The sequence below is a fragment of the Salinicola sp. genome (genome assembly GCF_982684285.1).
Genome location: NZ_CEXLVS010000074.1, coordinates 1 through 16,349, shown reverse-complemented (window position 1 = coordinate 16,349; position 16,349 = coordinate 1). Strand labels below are relative to the sequence as shown.

Below are 16,349 nucleotides of genomic sequence, written 5' to 3'. Positions count from 1 at the left end.
GGCGCCCACAATGGATGACATCGATAGGCACCCACCGGGTGCACTCATGCACCGCCGCGAGCAGCCAACGAATCGCGGCCGGACCAAGAGAGGATCCCATGAATCGCGACGTCATCCTGACCTGTGCCGTGACCGGCGCCGGCGATACCGCCGGCAAACATCCGGACCTGCCGATTACCCCGCGCCAGATCGCCGATAGCGCGCTGGACGCCGCCCGCGCCGGTGCCAGCATCGTCCATCTCCACGTGCGCGATCCGGAAACCGGCGGCGTCAGCCACTCCACCGATCACTTCCGCGAGGTGGTCGAGCGCATCCGCGAGTCCGACGTCGACGCGGTGATCAACATCACCGCCGGTGGCGGCGGCGACCTGTTTCCCGAGATTCGCGACGGGATGATCCACGGGCTCGACGGCACCGACCTGCAGACCGCGGCGGAGCGTCATCACCCGGTGGGTGAGCTGCTGCCGGAACTGTGCACGCTGGACTGCGGCAGCCTCAACTTCGGCGACATGGTCTACCTCAACACCGCCGACTGGCTGCGCGAGCATGCGCGACTGATCCAGCAGGCCGGGGTCAAGCCGGAGCTCGAATGCTTCGATCTCGGCCACGTCTGGTTCGCACGTCAACTGGTCGAAGAGGGGCTGATCGACGGCGACCCGCTGTTCCAGCTCTGCCTGGGGATTCCCTGGGGCGCCGAGGCCGACACCGAGACCATGCTGGCGATGCGCAACAAGCTGCCGGAAAACGCGATCTGGTCGGCGTTCGGCATCGGTCGCCAGCAGTTCCCGATGGCGGCGCAGTCGATGATCATGGGCGGGCACATGCGGGTTGGCCTGGAAGACAACCTCTACCTGAGCAAGGGCGTCTTCGCCACCAACGCCCAACTGGTCGAGCGTGCCGCCACCATTGTCGAGAACCTTGGCGGCAAGGTGCAGACGCCGGCACAGACGCGGGAGTCGCTGGCGCTGCGCAAGCCCTGATTCCGCCTGAACTCTCCCCGTTTTCCGTGAACGCGCCCGGGATATCCCCCGAGTGCGCGTTCGCCGATTCTCTTTCCTCGCACCGTCATGGAGTGTCTTGATGACTGCTTCCGAACTTCCCCGCAACGTTGCCGTGATCGGTACCGGCGTGATCGGCAATGGCTGGATCGCCCGCGCCCTGGCGGCCGGCTGCCGGGTGACCGCTTTCGACCCAGATGCCACGGCCCCCGAGCGCACCCGCGCCTTCGTCGAGCGTGCCTGGCCGGCGTTGGAGCGGCTGGGGCTCGCCGAGAACGCCGATCCCGAGGCGCTGACCTTCGTCGATTCACTGGAGGCCGCCGTCGAAGGCGCCGAACTGATCCAGGAGAACGTGCCCGAGCGGCTGGCGCTCAAGCACGACGTTCTGAGCCAGCTAGATGCGCTGGCCGCGCCGGGCGTGGTGATCGGCTCGTCGACCTCCGGGATCAAGCCGAGCGATCTGCAGTCGGCCTGCACCCGAGAGCCCGGCCGCGTGATCGTGGCGCACCCGTTCAATCCAGTCTATCTGCTGCCGCTGGTGGAGCTGGTCGGTGGCGAGCACACCGCGCCGGTGGTGATGGAACGCGCCCAAGTCCAGTACGCTGCGCTGGGCATGCGTCCGCTGGTGGTGCGGCGCGAGATCGAGGGGCACGTCGCCGACCGGTTGATGGAGGCGCTGTGGCGCGAGGCGCTGCACCTGGTCAACGACGGCGTCGCCACCACCGAGGAGATCGACGCGGCGGTGGTCTACGGCTGCGGTCTGCGCTGGTCGCTGATGGGCACCTTCCTGACGTTCCATCTGGCCGGCGGCGACGGCGGCATGCGCCATATGCTGCACCAGTTCGGCCCGGCGTTGAAACTGCCGTGGACCAAGCTGGAAGCGCCGGAACTGACCGACGAGCTGATCGACAAGGTGGCCGACGGTTGCGAGCATCAGGCCGCCGGGCGCAGCGTTGCCGAGCTCGAGACACGCCGCGATGCGTTTCTCACCGAGCTGCTCGAGCTGACCCAGAAGTACTGGCCGGAGGCCGAAGGGCTCCAGGGCCGGATTTGATCGACGAGGCGCAACTGATGACCCGGAACACAAGTGATCCGCTTTTTCAGACCCGAGTATTGGATGCCTGGGTCGACTACAACGGGCATATGAACGATGCCGAGTATGCGCGGGTGTTCTCGCTGGCGGTGGAGGCGCTGATGGAACGGATCGGCCTCGACGAAGCCGGTCGCGCCGAGCTTGGCTACACGATCTACACCCTCGAGACCCATCTCTGCTATCGCCAGCAGGCCCATCGCGGTGAAGGGCTGAGCGTGGCGCTGACGCTGCTCGACAGCGATGCCAAGCGTCTGCACGTGCTGTTCACGCTCAACAACGTGGATGGCGACGTACTCGCGACCAGCGAGCAGATGCTGATGGGGATCGATGTGGAAAGCGGCCGCCCGGCACCGTTTCCCGCGGCGGTGGCCAAGGCGGTTGCCGCGCTGCCGGCCGCGGGTGATGAATGGCCCAGCGCCGCCGGGCGGCGCATCGGTATCAGACGGGACTAGCCATCGGCGAACCGGCGTCAGTTCCCTGGCACCACTGACGAGGCGACCCGCTCCCGGCGTCGGGCGCGATGCAGCATGCGCAGGCGGGAGCGGGCTTCGTCGCGCTCCAGATAGCAGCCCTGCAGCCAGCGACGGCCGCCCTGGCTGATATCGAAGGCGTCGCGAGCGTGGAGCAGGCGCCGGTTGTCGAAGATCACCAGGTCGCCGGGCGCGTAGCCGAAGCGCAGCGCGAATTCAGGCTCGCGCAACAACCGTTGCAGCGTCATCAGCGCCGCGTAGGCGGGCTCGACGTCGTCGAACGGCGCCATCAGCGGTCCGCGCAGGAAATCCGCGATGCGGACTTCATCAAACGCGCCCCGGGCATCGAGCTTGATCATCGGGTCGAACCAGACGTAGTCACTGGTCCTGGCGGTATTGGCGTAGCACCAGCGCACGCGGGTGAGCGTCGCGAAATGCTCGGGATGGCGTTCGCGCAGGGCCTCGGCCACGGCGAAGCCGTCCATCATCACCGCCTCGCCGCCGACGGTATCGTTCTCCAGACAGTGCAACAGCTGCAGGCCTGGCTGGTACTCTCGAGTCGGCAGATCGACGTGGGGCGGCAGGGCGATCGAAGTATAGGCATTGGAGTCCGGATCCGGCTTGGCGCGGACGTCGAACAGGTGGCCGAAGTTGGTCGGTCGCGGTGGGCCGATGCGCCGTGCCATGAGATCCAGGCTGCCCGGTTCGACGGGCAGGTTGCGTAGCCTGACCAACCCTTCACCGATGACCGCCTCCAGCGCCTGTTCCAGCAGCGGGTCGATGCTGGTGGCGTCGTGTTCGGCGTCCATCCAGCCGCTGGCGTCGAGCGTGGTCGGCTCGCTGCGTTCGGCGCCACGCCAGTGTGTCGTGGCCACCAGCGGGTCTTCGGCGGCCGTCTCGTTGTCGTAGTCGTGGGCGCGCAGCCAGCCGGGGTGAAACGACAGGCGGCATCGCTCGGGCAGAAACTCGAGCGTGACCGCGCCGCTGGTCTCCAAATGGGCTTCGCCGATGGTCGGCCACGCCCCTAATCGGGAAAGATCGAGGATGCGTTCCCGTGTCGTCGGGTTGATCGTGCTGTCGTCGGCGGCATTCTCGCGCAACCAGATGCTGTGGTAGCGACTCCTGCGACCGTCCTGCCAGTCGATCGTCAGTTGCCTGTCGTCGTGGGTGATACCGGTGATGGAGTGATCGACCGGCCAGGCGTCGAAGTCCGGCGTGGCAGGGAGGGCGTGTGACCGGGGATCCGAGACGGCTGACATGAGGGGCTCCGAAGGCATCGCTGCTGGGGGTCGAGTCAGCGTGGCGGATGACCCGGTGCCGGGATTGCGCTTAAACGCCATTTTATTGAGGTTTTTGGCCGTGATTGGGAGGTGGCGCTGAATGCCCGTCGGGACGCCGCGAAGCGCTGGGAGGCGCCCCGAAGCGTTGGCGATAGGCACGGGAAAAACTCGAGGCCGAACTGAAACCACAGGCCAGGCCGATGCTCAGAATGTCGCGATCGGTCTCCTCGAGCAGATGTCGGGCTCGATCCAGCCGCAGTTCGAGGTAGTAGTCCCGGGGGCGCTTGCCCAGTTCATCGAGAAACAGCCGCTGGAGCTGGCGCATGGAGAGGCCGATCCGATCGCTCACCGCGGTCATCGAGAGCGGCTGTTCGAGGTGGCGTTCCATCAACGCGACGGCGTCCACAAGCGGTCGGCGGTGCGTGCCCAGGCGTTTCGCCAGCGGCAGGCGCTGATGCTCCTGGCGCGGGCGCAGGCGGGCGTGGATCAACTGCTCGGAAATGTCGTCGGCCAGTCCCTGGCCGTGGCGACCGGCGATCATGCTCAGGGTCATGTCCATGGCGGCGGCACCGCCGGCGCAGGTGAAACGGCGGGCGTCGATCTCGAACAGCGACTCGACCGCTTCCTGCGTCGGGAACCGCTCGCGAAACGCCGGCAGGCTCTCCCAGTGCAGCGTCAGGCGATGGCCGTCGAGCAACCCCATTTCCGCAAGCAGCAGCGGGCCGGTATCGATGCCGCCCAGCAGACAGCCTTCACTGGCCTGGCGGTGCAGCCACTGGGAGAGCCTGCGCGGCAGGCCGCGCTCCGGTTCGAAGCCCGCGCACACCGCCAGCGTCGGCAGCGAGGGGGCATCGGCCAGGCCGCAATCCACGAGCAGGGTCATGTCGTTGCTGGCGGTCACGGGCTGGCCATCTTCGCTGATCAGCGTCCAGCGATAGAGCTCACGACCGGACAGTCGGTTGGCGATTCGCAGCGGCTCCACGGCGGCGAAGAACGCCATCATCGAGAAGCGCGGAATCAACAGGAAACCCACGGGTTCGGGGAGCGGTCCCCCATAGTCCGGGCGCATGGCGCGTCACTCCGTGATTACAAAATAGAACAATGATTTTGTTCGGGTTTTTTCAGTTTCATGAGCTCATGGTGACAAAAAACGCGGGACGAGACATTTTGACCAAGGATCCAAGACATGCAAACACCGGTACTGGCTTTCGATGTGTACGGGACGCTGGTGGATACACAAGGCGTCGTCTCCACGCTCCGCTCGCGGCTCGGCGAGGAGGCATTCCTCTTCGCCGGCCGCTGGCGCGACAAGCAGCTCGAATTCGCTTTCCGGCGGGGGCTGATGGGCGCCTACGCCGATTTTTCCCAGTGTAAACGGGAAGCGCTGGATCTGGTCGACCAGGAGTGGGGAACTCGCTTCGGTGAGGAGTTCAAGCAGAACCTGATGATGGCCTATCGCCGCCTGCCGGCTTTCGGCGAGGTGCCCGCCGCGCTCGAGCGGATTCGCGGACTGGGCGTGCGCTGCGTGGCGTTCTCCAATGGCAGCCGCCAGAGCGTCGAGCTGTTGTTCGACAATGCCGGACTGCTGGCGATGTTCGACGATATCGTCAGCGTCGAGGAAGTGCGGCGGTTCAAGCCCGACGCCGTCGTCTATGCGCACCTGCGTCGACGCACGCACAGCCGTCCCGACAACACCTGGCTGATCTCCAGCAATCCTTTCGACATCATCGGTGCGCGCTACGCCGGGCTGCGCGCAGCGTGGATCCAGCGCAATCCCAAAGTGCCGTTCGAGCCCTGGGGGGATCCTCCCGACATGATGGCGCCCGACATGGAGGCGCTGGCGGACCAGTTCGAGGTGATGCTCAAGCGCGAGGGAAAGCTGCAGTCCTGAGTCTCGCGACTACTGATTAACGGCATCGACGCGAGAAACTGACTACGCTGCGAGTATGGTTCACTCGACGGGTGGTACTCGCGAATTCCCGACACGGCGCCAGCGCTGCGTGGGCTGGCTCGCCTGCCTGCTGGTGGGCGGGCTGGTGGCCATGGCGGCTTTGGCGCAGTCGTCCTCCGCCCCGCAGGCGCTGGTGCTCACCCTCGATGACGGCATCAACCCGGCAACGCGGGACTACGTCGAGCGCGGTATTCGACAGGCCGAGTCGATGGGGGCGCAACTCCTGGTCGTCGAGCTCGATACCCCCGGCGGCCAGGTCGAGTCGATGCGTCGACTGGCCCAGTCCATACTCGCCGCCGAAGTGCCGGTGGCGATCTACGTCACGCCGAGCGGGGCCCGTGCGGCCAGTGCGGGAACCTATCTTCTCTACGCGAGCCCGATAGCGGCGATGGCGCCGGGCACCCATCTCGGTTCCGCCACCCCGGTGACCTTGGGCGGCGACACCCGCGACGATGCCGACGGCGAGGCGATGCGCCGCAAGGTGGTCGAGGATGCCGTGGCCACGATACGCGGATACGCTCAACGCCATGGACGCAACGCGGACTGGGCCGAACAGGCGGTGCGGGAGGCGGCCAATCTCGGCGCGCAGGAAGCACTCGAACGCAACGTCATCGATCTGGTGGCCACCGATCTCGACGACCTGCTGGCGCAGCTGGACGGCCGCCCGGTGACACTGGAGACCGGCACGCGCACGCTCTCTACCGAAAGTATCGAGATCGTTCGGGAAATGCCGGACTGGCGTACCTCGCTGCTGTCGTTCATCGCCAACCCCACCATCGCCTACGGCCTGCTGCTGATCGGCTTCTACGGGCTGGTGTTCGAACTCGCCAGTCCCGGCACGATCATTCCGGGCGTGGTAGGCGGTATCAGCCTGTTGCTGGGGTTGTTCGCCTTTCAGGTGCTGTCGATCGATCTGGCGGGGCTGGGACTGGTTCTGCTCGGCCTGGTCATGATCGTCGGCGAAGCCTTCCTGCCCAGTTTCGGTGCGCTTGGGGTGGGCGGTATCGTCGCCTTCGTGATCGGTTCCATCCTATTGATGGACGAGGCCAACAGTGCAGTGGCGTGGCCGCTGATCGGTGGCACAGCGCTGGTGGCGTCCGGTTTCCTGCTATGGGGCGTGATGCGCCTGATGGGGGTGCGTCGCCGCATCCCGTTGACCGGTCGCGAGGAGCTGATCGGTGCCGATGCGGTGGCGCTGGGGGATTTTTCCGCCGGGCGCGGCAAGGTGCTGCTGCACGGCGAGCGTTGGCGGGCGCGCGGAGAAGCCCGAATTCACAAGGGCGACAAGCTGCGCGTGACGGCGCTGGACGGATTGACCGTCAGCGTCGAACCGATCGGCGTCGCGTGCCCGCCGCCGTCGACCTGAAACCGATGCCCGACGCCCGTCGCGAGGACGGTGCGGAAGGCTGTCCTGCAGGAAGGAGACGAGATGATGTTCGCCTATCTGGTACCCGTGGTACTGCTGATTCTGCTGCTGCTGGCGTCGGTCCGGATCCTGCCGGAATATCGCCGTGGCGTGGTGTTCTTTCTGGGCCGCTTCCAGGACGTCAAGGGCCCGGGGCTGTTCTTCCTGATCCCGGTGGTCCAGAAGATGCAGGTGGTCGACCTGCGCGTGATCACCATGGACGTGCCGGAACAGGACGTCATCTCGCAGGACAACGTCACCGTGCGCGTCAACGCGGTGCTCTATTTCCGTGTCGTCGATCCGGAGCGGGCGATCATCCAGGTCGAGAACTACGTCAACGCCACCAGCCAGCTGGCGCAGACAACGCTGCGCTCGGTGCTGGGCAAGCACGATCTCGACGAGATGCTCTCCGAACGCGACAAGCTCAACGACGACATCCCGGAGATCATCGACACCCAGACCGAAGCCTGGGGGATCAAGGTCGCCAACGTCGAGATCAAGCATGTCGATCTCGACGAGAGCATGATCCGGGCGATCGCCCGTCAGGCCGAAGCCGAACGCGAGCGCCGCGCCAAGGTGAGCCATGCCGAGGGCGAGCAGCAGGCGGCCGAAAAGCTGGTCGAGGCGGCCGATATCATGTCGCGCAATCCGGCGGCGCTGCAGCTGCGTTATCTCCAGACCATGAGTGACATGAGCAACAAGAACGCCTCCACCATCGTCTTCCCGCTGCCGATGGACATCATGGAAGCGTTCAAGACAATGCGGGGATTCTCCGGGGCAGCCGCACCGAAGGACGACGGCTGATCGACGCCGGCGGACGCTGTCCGTCGCGACGCCAGCGTGTATCCTGATGTCATCTTCAGCCGCTTGAACCGGAGTCACGCTTGGCTACGTCACGATCCCTTCCGCCGCACCCGCCGTCCGCCCTGGCCATTTTCGATCTCGACGACACGCTGCTCGACGGCGATTGCACCCATCTCTGGCTCGAATGGATCATCGAGTGCGGCTGGGTCGCCGATGGGGAGAGCCTGCTGGGACAGATGCGCGCCCACGACGCGCAGTATCATGCTGGAACGCTGGACATGACCGAGCATCTGCGTTTCACGCTGGCGCCGCTGATCGGTCGCTCCCGCCGCGAGGTGCGTGAACAGGTCGAAGCCTTCGTCGAGGCCAGGGTGCGCCCGCGCCTGATGCAGGAAGGCGTCGCGCGGCTACAGGAACACGGTCGCAAAGGGCACGCCACGCTGGTGATCTCCGCCTCGATGCATCATCTGGTCGCGCCCATCGCTGCGGCCGTCGGGGCCGACGGCGCGCTCGCCACGCTGCCCGAGTTCAACGCCGACGACTGCTTCACCGGCGAGCCCACCGGTATCCAGACCTACCAGCGCGGCAAGCTCGACGCCTTCGCCCAGTGGCTCGACGCTCACGACACCGGGTTTGCCGAGGGTTGGGAGACCTGGGGCTACAGCGACTCCTACAACGACCTGCCGCTGCTCGAATTCGTCGATCATCCCCACGCCACGCAGCCGGACGCCCGCCTGCGCGAGACCGCCACCGCCCGCGGCTGGCCGATCCTGCAGTGGCGCTAGGGATGCTCGGGGTGGCGTGATGCGGACCAATCAATCGGGCCGATTGAAATAACTCATGGGCGCGCACCGTTGCGCCGTTGGTAACTCGGGTATATCTTGTCAACCAAGGTTTAAATTGATAACCGGGGCATAAATGCGCCGGTTCGTTGACAAATTTCAGGGTTCCATCGTGTCCGACAGCGTTATCGAGTCCTGCAAAGGGAGCGAGACGGTGCAGGTCGGCGGCCGCCGCCGGTCGGCGCTGTCGCGCTTCCTGCCGTTCTTCGGCCCCGCCATGATCGCGGCGGTGGCCTATATCGACCCGGGCAACTTCGCCACCAACATCGAGGCGGGCTCGCGCTACGGCTACGTCCTGCTGTGGGTGGTGCTATGGGCCAACCTGATGGCGATGCTGATCCAGACGCTGTCGGTTCGCCTTGGCCTGGCGACTGGCAAGAACCTGGCCGAGATGATCCGGGATCGCTACCCGCGGCCGCTGGTCTGGTTCTACTGGGTCCAGGCCGAGCTGGTGGCGATCGCCACCGATCTGGCGGAATTCCTCGGTGCCGCACTGGCCTTCAATCTACTGTTCGGCATGTCGATGCTCGAGGGGGCGCTGCTCACCGGAGCGATCACGTACCTGGCGCTCTACATGCAGCGTTTCGGTTTTCGGCTGCTCGAGATCATCATCGGCAGCATGCTGATGGCGGTGGCGGCAGGGTTCGTGATCCAGATCGTCATGGGGCGCCCCGACGCCGCGCCGGCGCTCGAGGGCCTGTTGCTGCCCCAGTTCCCGGACGGCTACGCGGTGTTCCTGGCGGCGGGTATCCTGGGCGCTACCGTGATGCCCCACGTCATCTATCTGCATTCGTCACTGTCACAGCGCCGGGTGGCGACCCATACCGACGAGCAGCGCCGCCGCGCGATGCGTTACTACCGTTGGGACGTGATCATCGGCATGGGGATCGCCGGGATCATCAATCTGTCGATGCTGGCACTGGCCGCGGCGGTCTTCTTCGACAACGGGCGCACCGGCGTCGCATCGATCGAGCAGAGCTACCAGTTGCTGGCGCCGTTGATGGACCGGGATCTGGCAAGCACCCTGTTCGGCTTCACGCTGCTGATGGCGGGGCTCTCCTCGTCGATCGTCGGCACCATGGCGGGCCAGGTGGTGATGCAGGGATTCGTCGGCTTCACCATCCCGATCTGGCTGCGCCGCCTGTTGACCATGTTGCCGGCGATCGCGGTGATCATGCTGGGCTTTCCCGAGCAGCAGGTGCTGGTCGCCAGCCAGGTCGTGCTGAGTTTCGGGATACCCTTCGCGCTGGTGCCGCTGCTCCACTTCACCGCACAGCACCGCGTGATGGGAAATCTGACCAATCGTGCCTGGGTGACGGCGCTGGGATGTGTGATCGCGGCGATCATCATCTCGTTGAATGGCTATGTGTTGGCCTTCGAGTTGCTGTAGGCTCTCAGGGACGCGGGCGGGAGCACGCCCGACACACTCTCGCCGTCCTTCACTTCAGCCCGTCGATGAGAACATCATGCCAGTAACGCCACGTCCACGTTATGCCCGCTTCGAGCGCACGCGTCTCGACCATCAGCAGGAGCTGGTGGAAGACTACGTGGAGGAGATCGCGCAGCTTCATCGCGATCACGGCGAAGCTCGGGCCAGCGACCTGGCCGAGCGTTTCGGGGTCAGCGCCGCCGCCGTTTCCAAGGTGATCGCCAGGCTCAAGCGTGACGGTCTGGCCGAGGCGCGCCCCTATCGCGGCGTCTTCCTCACCGTAAAGGGGAGCGAACTGGCCGAGAAAGTGGAGGCCCGCCACCAACTGGTATTGTCGACCCTGCTGGCACTCGGCGTCCCCCCCCATGTCGCCGAAGCCGACTCCGAAGGGATCGAGCACCACTGCAGCGACGCCACCGTCGAGGCGATGCAGCGGTTTCTGGAAGCGCACAACCGCTGAGGCATCGAAGCCGACGGTGACGATTCGCCCCCGGCGATCGCGGCTGGGAACTTTTCGACGTTAGTGGTAGACTCCTGCGCCTCGAGATAATCATCCAACGACGCGCCTGCCGCGCTCGACAGGGTCCGACTCCATGCAAGCCCGTTTTGCCAGTACCATCGTCGGTATGACTCCACCCTAGCGTCACGCCCCCGTCCCGGCGTGCCTTTCGGCACCCGCCCGGCTGTCTCCGATCCTCCCGGTCGGCGGACGGCACTGTTTTGCTGCTCCCATTCAATTCAAAGACTTGCCGCGAATGCGTGGTGGTCGACCGACAACGCCCTGCGTTCGATGTCCCTGACGACGGAGATCGACCACTGCAGTTTCGTCTTGTCGAAACGCAACGGCGATGTCCCTGGCCGCCCACCGTGGCTCATGACAGAGAACTGCCCATGCTCGAACTGATAAGAAAACACTGGCTGTCCAACGTCCGTGCCGACGTGCTCGCCGGCGCCGTGGTCGCCATGGCGCTGATTCCGGAGGCGATCGCGTTCTCGATCATCGCCGGCGTCGATCCCAAGGTCGGCCTCTACGCCTCGTTCTCGATCGCCGTGGTGATCGCCTTCACCGGCGGCCGCCCGGGGATGATCTCCGCCGCCACCGGCGCCACCGCGCTGCTGATGGTGACCCTGGTCCGCGATCACGGCCTCGAATACCTGCTGGCGGCGACGCTGCTGACCGGGGTGATCCAGATCGTGTTCGGCTACCTGCGCCTGGGCGAGTTGATGCGATTCGTATCGCGCTCGGTGGTGACGGGGTTCGTCAACGCGCTGGCGATTCTGATCTTCATGGCCCAGCTGCCGGAGCTGACCGATGTCACCTGGCACGTCTATGCGATGACCGCCGCCGGGCTCGGCATCATCTATCTGTTTCCCTATCTGCCGGTGATCGGCAAGGCGTTGCCGTCGCCGCTGGTCTGCATCGTGGTGCTGACGATCGTCTACATGGTCAGCGGCCTGGACATTCGTACCGTGGGCGACATGGGCGAGCTGCCCGATTCCCTGCCGGTCTTCCTGTGGCCCGACGTGCCGCTCAATCTCGACACCCTGATGATCATCCTGCCGTATTCGCTGGGCATCGCCGTGGTCGGCCTGCTGGAGTCGATGATGACGGCGACGATCGTCGACGAGTTGACCGATACGTCCAGTGACAAGAACCGCGAGTGCAAGGGGCAGGGCGTCGCCAATATCTTCTCGGGCCTGCTTGGCGGCATGGCCGGCTGCGCGATGATCGGGCAGTCGGTGATCAACGTGAAATCCGGCGGGCGTACGCGCCTGTCGACCCTGATCGCCGGCGCTTTCCTGCTGATCCTGGTGGTCTTCCTCGGCGACTGGGTTTCGCAGATCCCCATGGCCGCACTGGTGGCGGTGATGATCATGGTCTCGATCGGCACGTTCAGTTGGGAGTCGATCGTCAACCTGCGTCGTCACCCGATGTCGACCAACATCGTCATGCTGGCCACCGTGGTGGTGGTGGTCACCACCCACAACCTGGCGATCGGCGTGCTGGTCGGTGTGCTGCTGGCGTCGCTGTTCTTCGCCAACAAGGTCGGGCAGATCCTCTACATCGGGAGTCGCATGGACGACGACGGCAAGACACGCAACTATGACGTCGTCGGCCAGGTGTTCTTTGCCTCGTCGACCCGCTTCAACGCCGGATTCGATTTCAAAGAGGCGATCGAGCGGGTGACGATCGATGTCTCCCGTGCCCACTTCTGGGATATCACGGCGGTCGAGGCGTTGGACAACGTGGTGGTCAAGTTCCGGCGCGAGGGTACCGAAGTCGAGGTGGTGGGCATGAACCAGGCCAGTGCCACCCTGGTCGATCGCTTCGGCGTGCACGACAAGCCGGATGCGGTGGAAAAACTGATGGGTCATTAGACTTTGGCCACGAGCCACGAATACGGGCGTCAATCGATCGCGAATCGTGGGACGCCTGTCCACCAGACGATAGTGCAGAGGAGAACGCCATGAGTGAACGTCAGGTTCTGGCCTGCATCGACGACTCGCACCACGCTTTTGCGGTCTGCGCCGCGGCCGCCTGGGCCGCCGAACGCCTCGGCACGCCGCTCGAGCTGATGCACGTGTTGAGCAAGGCATCCAGCCTGGGCACCACCGACGCCAGCGGGCAGATCGGTCTCGGCAGCCGTGAACATCTGCGCGAGCAGCTCACCGAGCTCGACGAGCAGCGTGCCAAGCTGGCCCAGCAGCATGGTCGCGAGTTGCTCGAGGCCGCGCGGAGCCAGGCCGAGCGCCTGGCACCCAGTGTCGGGGTCTCGACCGCGCTGCGCCACGGCGATCTGATCGAGTCGCTGGTCGAGCGCGAGCCTCAGACGCGGCTGGTCGTGCTGGGCAAGCGTGGCGAATCCGCCAGTGAAGCCCTCGAGCACCTGGGCAGCAATCTCGAACGGGTCGTGCGTACGCTGCATACTCCGATTCTGGTGACCCCGCCCGAATTCCAGCCGCCGTCACGGCTGCTGCTGGCGTTCGATGGCGGTCAGACGACCCGCAAGGGAGTCGAGATGATCGCCGACAGCCCGCTGCTCAACGGCCTGGTCTGCCACGTCGTCATGATCGGTGCCGGCACCGACGATCAGCGAGCCCAGCTCGAGTGGGCGCTGGAGCGGCTGCGTCAGGGGCAGGTCGACGCCCAGGGCACTATCCTGGCCGGGGACGTCGATGAAGTCCTCGCCGACTACGCGGACCGACAGCAGATCGACCTGACGATCATGGGCGCCTACGGTCACTCGCGGATTCGCCATCTGCTGGTCGGCAGCACCACCACCGCCATGCTGCGACACGCGCGGACCGCAACGCTTATACTGCGCTGACCGCTCGCCACGGCGCATCACCGCCGCCGTGGCTCATTCACCGTCACCGGCACTCGCCCGCCGTCCCCACAGGAGTCATCCATGACCATTCAACGTCACGATCCGCAGACCCGCATGAGCCGTGCGGTGATCCACAATGGCGTCGCCTATCTCTGCGGCCAGGTGGCGGGCCCCGAAGCCCGGGAGGGCGACATCACCGCGCAGACATTGAGCATGCTCTCCCGGGTAGAGGCGCTGCTGGACGAGATCGGTTCGGACCGGGAGCACCTGCTCTCCGCCACCATCTATCTGGCGGACGGGGACGACTTCGCGGCGATGAATGCGGTCTGGGATGCCTGGGTCCCCGAAGGGCATGCGCCGGCGCGCACCTGTATCACGGCACCGATGCCGGCGAAGTCGCTGCGGGTGGAGATTACCCTGACGGCCGCGATCAAGTAGCCCGCCGATCAGGCGTCGTCGCGGGAGGGTGGTGTCGGCTGGTGTTGCAGAAAGCGCGACAGCCGATCCGCCTGGCTCTCGCCGACCTGGCACAGTTGCCAGGCGATCTCGGCGTACTGCATCAGCGTGGGTAACATCAGCTGCAGCCGGTGAGGGTCGTTCTGGTGACGATCCGCCTCGGCATCCAGCCATTCGAAGAGCCTGGCCAGGCGCGTGTAGTTCACGTCGCCCCGGCCGCTGTTGCCGCGCAGCGCATCGATCGCCAAACAACGCATCACGCTGCGCTTGTTCGGATCCAGACTCTCCTTGTCGAGCAGCGCCTCGGCGTGCTGCACGAACTGCCCCATCAGTTGCGACAGCTCCGCCGCTTCCAGTTGGCGGCGCACCGCGTCCTGGCTTTCGATCAGGGCCTGCTGTTGGCGGTTCAGCCCTCTGACCAGGACGACCAACTGCACGCAGAGCCAACCCGCCAGGACCAGGGTCAGCAGATAGATGCCCAGCGGTGCCAGCGCATCGGCCGGCAGTGGCCAGTCAAGTTCGCTGGCCAGCACGCCACCAGCGGCCAGCGCCAGTAGCACGATGATGATCAGGGCGATGGAGATGCCGGATTTCATGCCGATGTCCAATCAGGGGGGAGTCATTGCCGCCATGACGCTTTATCGGCACGGGACCGCTGTTTCTTGAGCACTCGCTAAAGTAGTGCTTCAGCCGCGCTCAGATCATGCCGCCGTTCACCGCGATCACCTGGCGGGTGATGTAGGCGGCATCCTGCGAACAGAGGAAGCTGACGGTGCCGGCGACCTCTTCGGCCGTTCCGGTGCGCTGCATGGGTATCAGCTTGCGAACCTCGTCTTTCGGCAGCTCGTCGGTCATCTGGGTCTCGATCCAGCCTGGCGCCACGCAGTTGACCGTAATCCGGCGCTTGGCCAGCTCGACGGCGAGCGCCTTGCTGGCGCCGATGATCCCGGCCTTGGCGGCGCTGTAGTTGACCTGGCCGCGATTGCCCGTCAACCCCGACATCGACGAGAGCGCCACGATACGACCGGGCTTGCGGCGTTGGATCATCGGCATGACCAGCGGATGCAGGACATTGTAGAAGCCATCCAGATTGGTCCGCAGCACGCTGTCCCAGTCCTCACCCGCGAGTGCCGGGAAGGGCCTGTCCGCGGTGATGCCGGCATTGCAGACCACGCCGTAGTAGCAGCCGTGCTCGGCAATGTCGGCCTCCAGCACCGCCTGGGCCGCCTCCCGCGCCGTGACGTCGAAATGGATCACGCGGGCCTGGCGGCCCTCGGCTTCTATTCCTGCCCGGACCTCCTCGATATCGCCCCCCGGGCGGCGGCAGTGCAGTACCAGGTCGAAGCCGTCGCGGGCCAGGCGCGTGGCGATCGCCTTGCCGATGCCGCGATTGGCGCCGGTGACCAGAATCGTCTCGGGATGTTTGTCTTCCATGAAGCCTCGGTAGCAGAGCTGCGAATGATGGGGCCGGGAGGTCAGGCGTCGCCCCGGATCGGCATCGAGTCGGGGCGGTAGAGCGTCAGGCTGCCGTGAGCCAGTGGCGGTTCGCGGGTCCCGGCCCGGCGCAGCTCGCCGCTGACCTGGGTAACGCCGTTGTCAGCGACGAAATCGACGGTGATCGTGACCTGAATTCGCTGATCGAAGGCGAAGACGGGCACCCGGGCCCGGTAGCGCCTGGCCCCGAGCAACAGGCCGGGCGCCGGTGTCTCGGTCGAGCCGGATGCCTGAAAGCCGGCCCAGGCAGCGACGGTCTGGGCCAGCCACTCGACCCCGACCCAGGCGGGAATGCCGTCGGCCTCGGCGAACAGGTCGTCGTGGCGCGTCGACGTTTCCGCGGTCGCGCCATCGTCGGTGGCGGCGATCAGGTGGGTCAGCAGGCACATGCGCCTGGCGTGCGGTATCAAGGGTTCGACGGCGCAGGGCAGGCGAACCGCGCTGGAGGGGTTCAAGATGACAGTCTCTCTTCGTTCTGGCGTCTCGTCATTCGGTTGGATGGTCCAGCGTCAACAGCAGGCTGGCATTGTTGCCGCCGAAGGCGAAGCTGTTGCTCAGCGCCCGGCGCGGCCGGCGTTGCGGCGCTGCACCGTTCGTCACCAGGGGGAGCGGGGGGATCTCCGGATCATAGTCCCCGTCGAACCGATGTGCCGGCAGCCGCCTCTGGGTGAGCGCCAGCCAGCAGAAAGCGGCTTCGAGGGCCCCCGCGGCGCCAAGCGTGTGCCCCGTCAGCCCCTTGGTCGAACTGCAGGCAGGCGGCGTTGGGAACAGCGTCGTCACGGCCGTGGCCTCCATGCT

General features: G+C 65.7%; 17 protein-coding genes and 1 pseudogene. 12 read left to right on the top strand and 6 right to left on the bottom strand.

Going from position 1 to position 16,349, the window contains the following annotated elements; all coding sequences use genetic code 11:
• Positions 1-98 precede the first annotated feature (98 nt).
• The 3 genes from AC3AYF_RS08600 (at position 99) to AC3AYF_RS08590 (ending at position 2,543) form a co-directional block, all read left to right on the top strand.
• Complete coding sequence (locus tag AC3AYF_RS08600; RefSeq protein WP_295038507.1) at positions 99-980, top strand: beta-keto acid cleavage family enzyme; 882 nt, start codon at positions 99-101, stop codon at positions 978-980.
• Positions 981-1,080: 100 nt separating this feature from the next.
• Complete coding sequence (locus AC3AYF_RS08595) at positions 1,081-2,052, top strand: L-carnitine dehydrogenase (RefSeq protein WP_295038504.1); 972 nt, start codon at positions 1,081-1,083, stop codon at positions 2,050-2,052.
• Positions 2,053-2,069: 17 nt separating this feature from the next.
• Positions 2,070-2,543: a thioesterase family protein gene (locus tag AC3AYF_RS08590; RefSeq protein ID WP_295038501.1), complete on the top strand. Its 474-nt coding sequence runs from the start codon at positions 2,070-2,072 to the stop codon at positions 2,541-2,543.
• Between the two features lie 17 nt (positions 2,544-2,560).
• On the opposite strand, the gene AC3AYF_RS08585 is transcribed toward AC3AYF_RS08590, so the two are convergent.
• Both AC3AYF_RS08585 and AC3AYF_RS08580 read right to left on the bottom strand, forming a co-directional pair.
• Complete coding sequence (locus tag AC3AYF_RS08585) at positions 2,561-3,820, bottom strand: TauD/TfdA family dioxygenase (RefSeq protein WP_295038499.1); 1,260 nt, start codon at positions 3,818-3,820, stop codon at positions 2,561-2,563.
• A gap of 82 nt (positions 3,821-3,902) precedes the next feature.
• Positions 3,903-4,910 carry a GlxA family transcriptional regulator gene (locus tag AC3AYF_RS08580; RefSeq protein WP_295038496.1) on the bottom strand — a complete coding sequence of 336 codons (1,008 nt, stop codon included), beginning with the start codon at positions 4,908-4,910 and terminating at the stop codon, positions 3,903-3,905.
• A 117-nt stretch (positions 4,911-5,027) separates the two neighbouring features.
• Here AC3AYF_RS08580 and AC3AYF_RS08575 point away from each other — a divergent pair, with 117 nt between their 5' ends.
• From AC3AYF_RS08575 to AC3AYF_RS08535, 9 genes are all read left to right on the top strand, one after another.
• Positions 5,028-5,732: a haloacid dehalogenase type II gene (locus AC3AYF_RS08575; RefSeq protein WP_295038493.1), complete on the top strand. Its 705-nt coding sequence runs from the start codon at positions 5,028-5,030 to the stop codon at positions 5,730-5,732.
• Between the two features lie 55 nt (positions 5,733-5,787).
• Positions 5,788-7,158 carry an NfeD family protein gene (locus tag AC3AYF_RS08570; RefSeq protein ID WP_295038490.1) on the top strand — a complete coding sequence of 457 codons (1,371 nt, stop codon included), beginning with the start codon at positions 5,788-5,790 and terminating at the stop codon, positions 7,156-7,158.
• A gap of 63 nt (positions 7,159-7,221) precedes the next feature.
• Positions 7,222-8,001, top strand: coding sequence for a slipin family protein (locus AC3AYF_RS08565; protein ID WP_487779623.1), 780 nt, complete (start codon positions 7,222-7,224; stop codon positions 7,999-8,001).
• An 80-nt stretch (positions 8,002-8,081) separates the two neighbouring features.
• Positions 8,082-8,786 (top strand): HAD family hydrolase, encoded by a 705-nt coding sequence (locus AC3AYF_RS08560; RefSeq protein ID WP_295038486.1) that lies wholly within the window; start codon positions 8,082-8,084, stop codon positions 8,784-8,786.
• A gap of 169 nt (positions 8,787-8,955) precedes the next feature.
• Positions 8,956-10,233 carry an Nramp family divalent metal transporter gene (locus tag AC3AYF_RS08555; protein ID WP_295038483.1) on the top strand — a complete coding sequence of 426 codons (1,278 nt, stop codon included), beginning with the start codon at positions 8,956-8,958 and terminating at the stop codon, positions 10,231-10,233.
• A 76-nt stretch (positions 10,234-10,309) separates the two neighbouring features.
• A complete protein-coding gene (gene mntR, locus AC3AYF_RS08550; protein ID WP_110707690.1) occupies positions 10,310-10,732 on the top strand; it encodes a manganese-binding transcriptional regulator MntR in 423 nt (140 codons plus the stop codon).
• A 431-nt stretch (positions 10,733-11,163) separates the two neighbouring features.
• Positions 11,164-12,651 carry a SulP family inorganic anion transporter gene (locus tag AC3AYF_RS08545; protein WP_295038478.1) on the top strand — a complete coding sequence of 496 codons (1,488 nt, stop codon included), beginning with the start codon at positions 11,164-11,166 and terminating at the stop codon, positions 12,649-12,651.
• Positions 12,652-12,740: 89 nt separating this feature from the next.
• On the top strand, positions 12,741-13,601 hold the full coding sequence (locus AC3AYF_RS08540; protein ID WP_295038477.1) for a universal stress protein: 861 nt from the start codon (positions 12,741-12,743) through the stop codon (positions 13,599-13,601).
• Between the two features lie 81 nt (positions 13,602-13,682).
• A complete protein-coding gene (locus AC3AYF_RS08535) occupies positions 13,683-14,039 on the top strand; it encodes a RidA family protein (RefSeq protein ID WP_149436584.1) in 357 nt (118 codons plus the stop codon).
• An 8-nt stretch (positions 14,040-14,047) separates the two neighbouring features.
• Here AC3AYF_RS08535 and AC3AYF_RS08530 read toward each other — a convergent pair whose 3' ends face one another.
• From AC3AYF_RS08530 to AC3AYF_RS08515, 4 genes and pseudogenes are all read right to left on the bottom strand, one after another.
• Positions 14,048-14,653: a hypothetical protein gene (locus AC3AYF_RS08530; protein WP_295038474.1), complete on the bottom strand. Its 606-nt coding sequence runs from the start codon at positions 14,651-14,653 to the stop codon at positions 14,048-14,050.
• Between the two features lie 100 nt (positions 14,654-14,753).
• Positions 14,754-15,491, bottom strand: a complete 738-nt coding sequence (gene fabG / locus AC3AYF_RS08525; protein ID WP_295038472.1) for a 3-oxoacyl-ACP reductase FabG — start codon at positions 15,489-15,491, stop codon at positions 14,754-14,756.
• Between the two features lie 41 nt (positions 15,492-15,532).
• Positions 15,533-16,006 (bottom strand): hotdog family protein, encoded by a 474-nt coding sequence (locus AC3AYF_RS08520; protein ID WP_295038469.1) that lies wholly within the window; start codon positions 16,004-16,006, stop codon positions 15,533-15,535.
• Between the two features lie 31 nt (positions 16,007-16,037).
• Positions 16,038-16,349, bottom strand: a pseudogene (locus tag AC3AYF_RS08515) (beta-ketoacyl-[acyl-carrier-protein] synthase II); the annotation flags it as partial.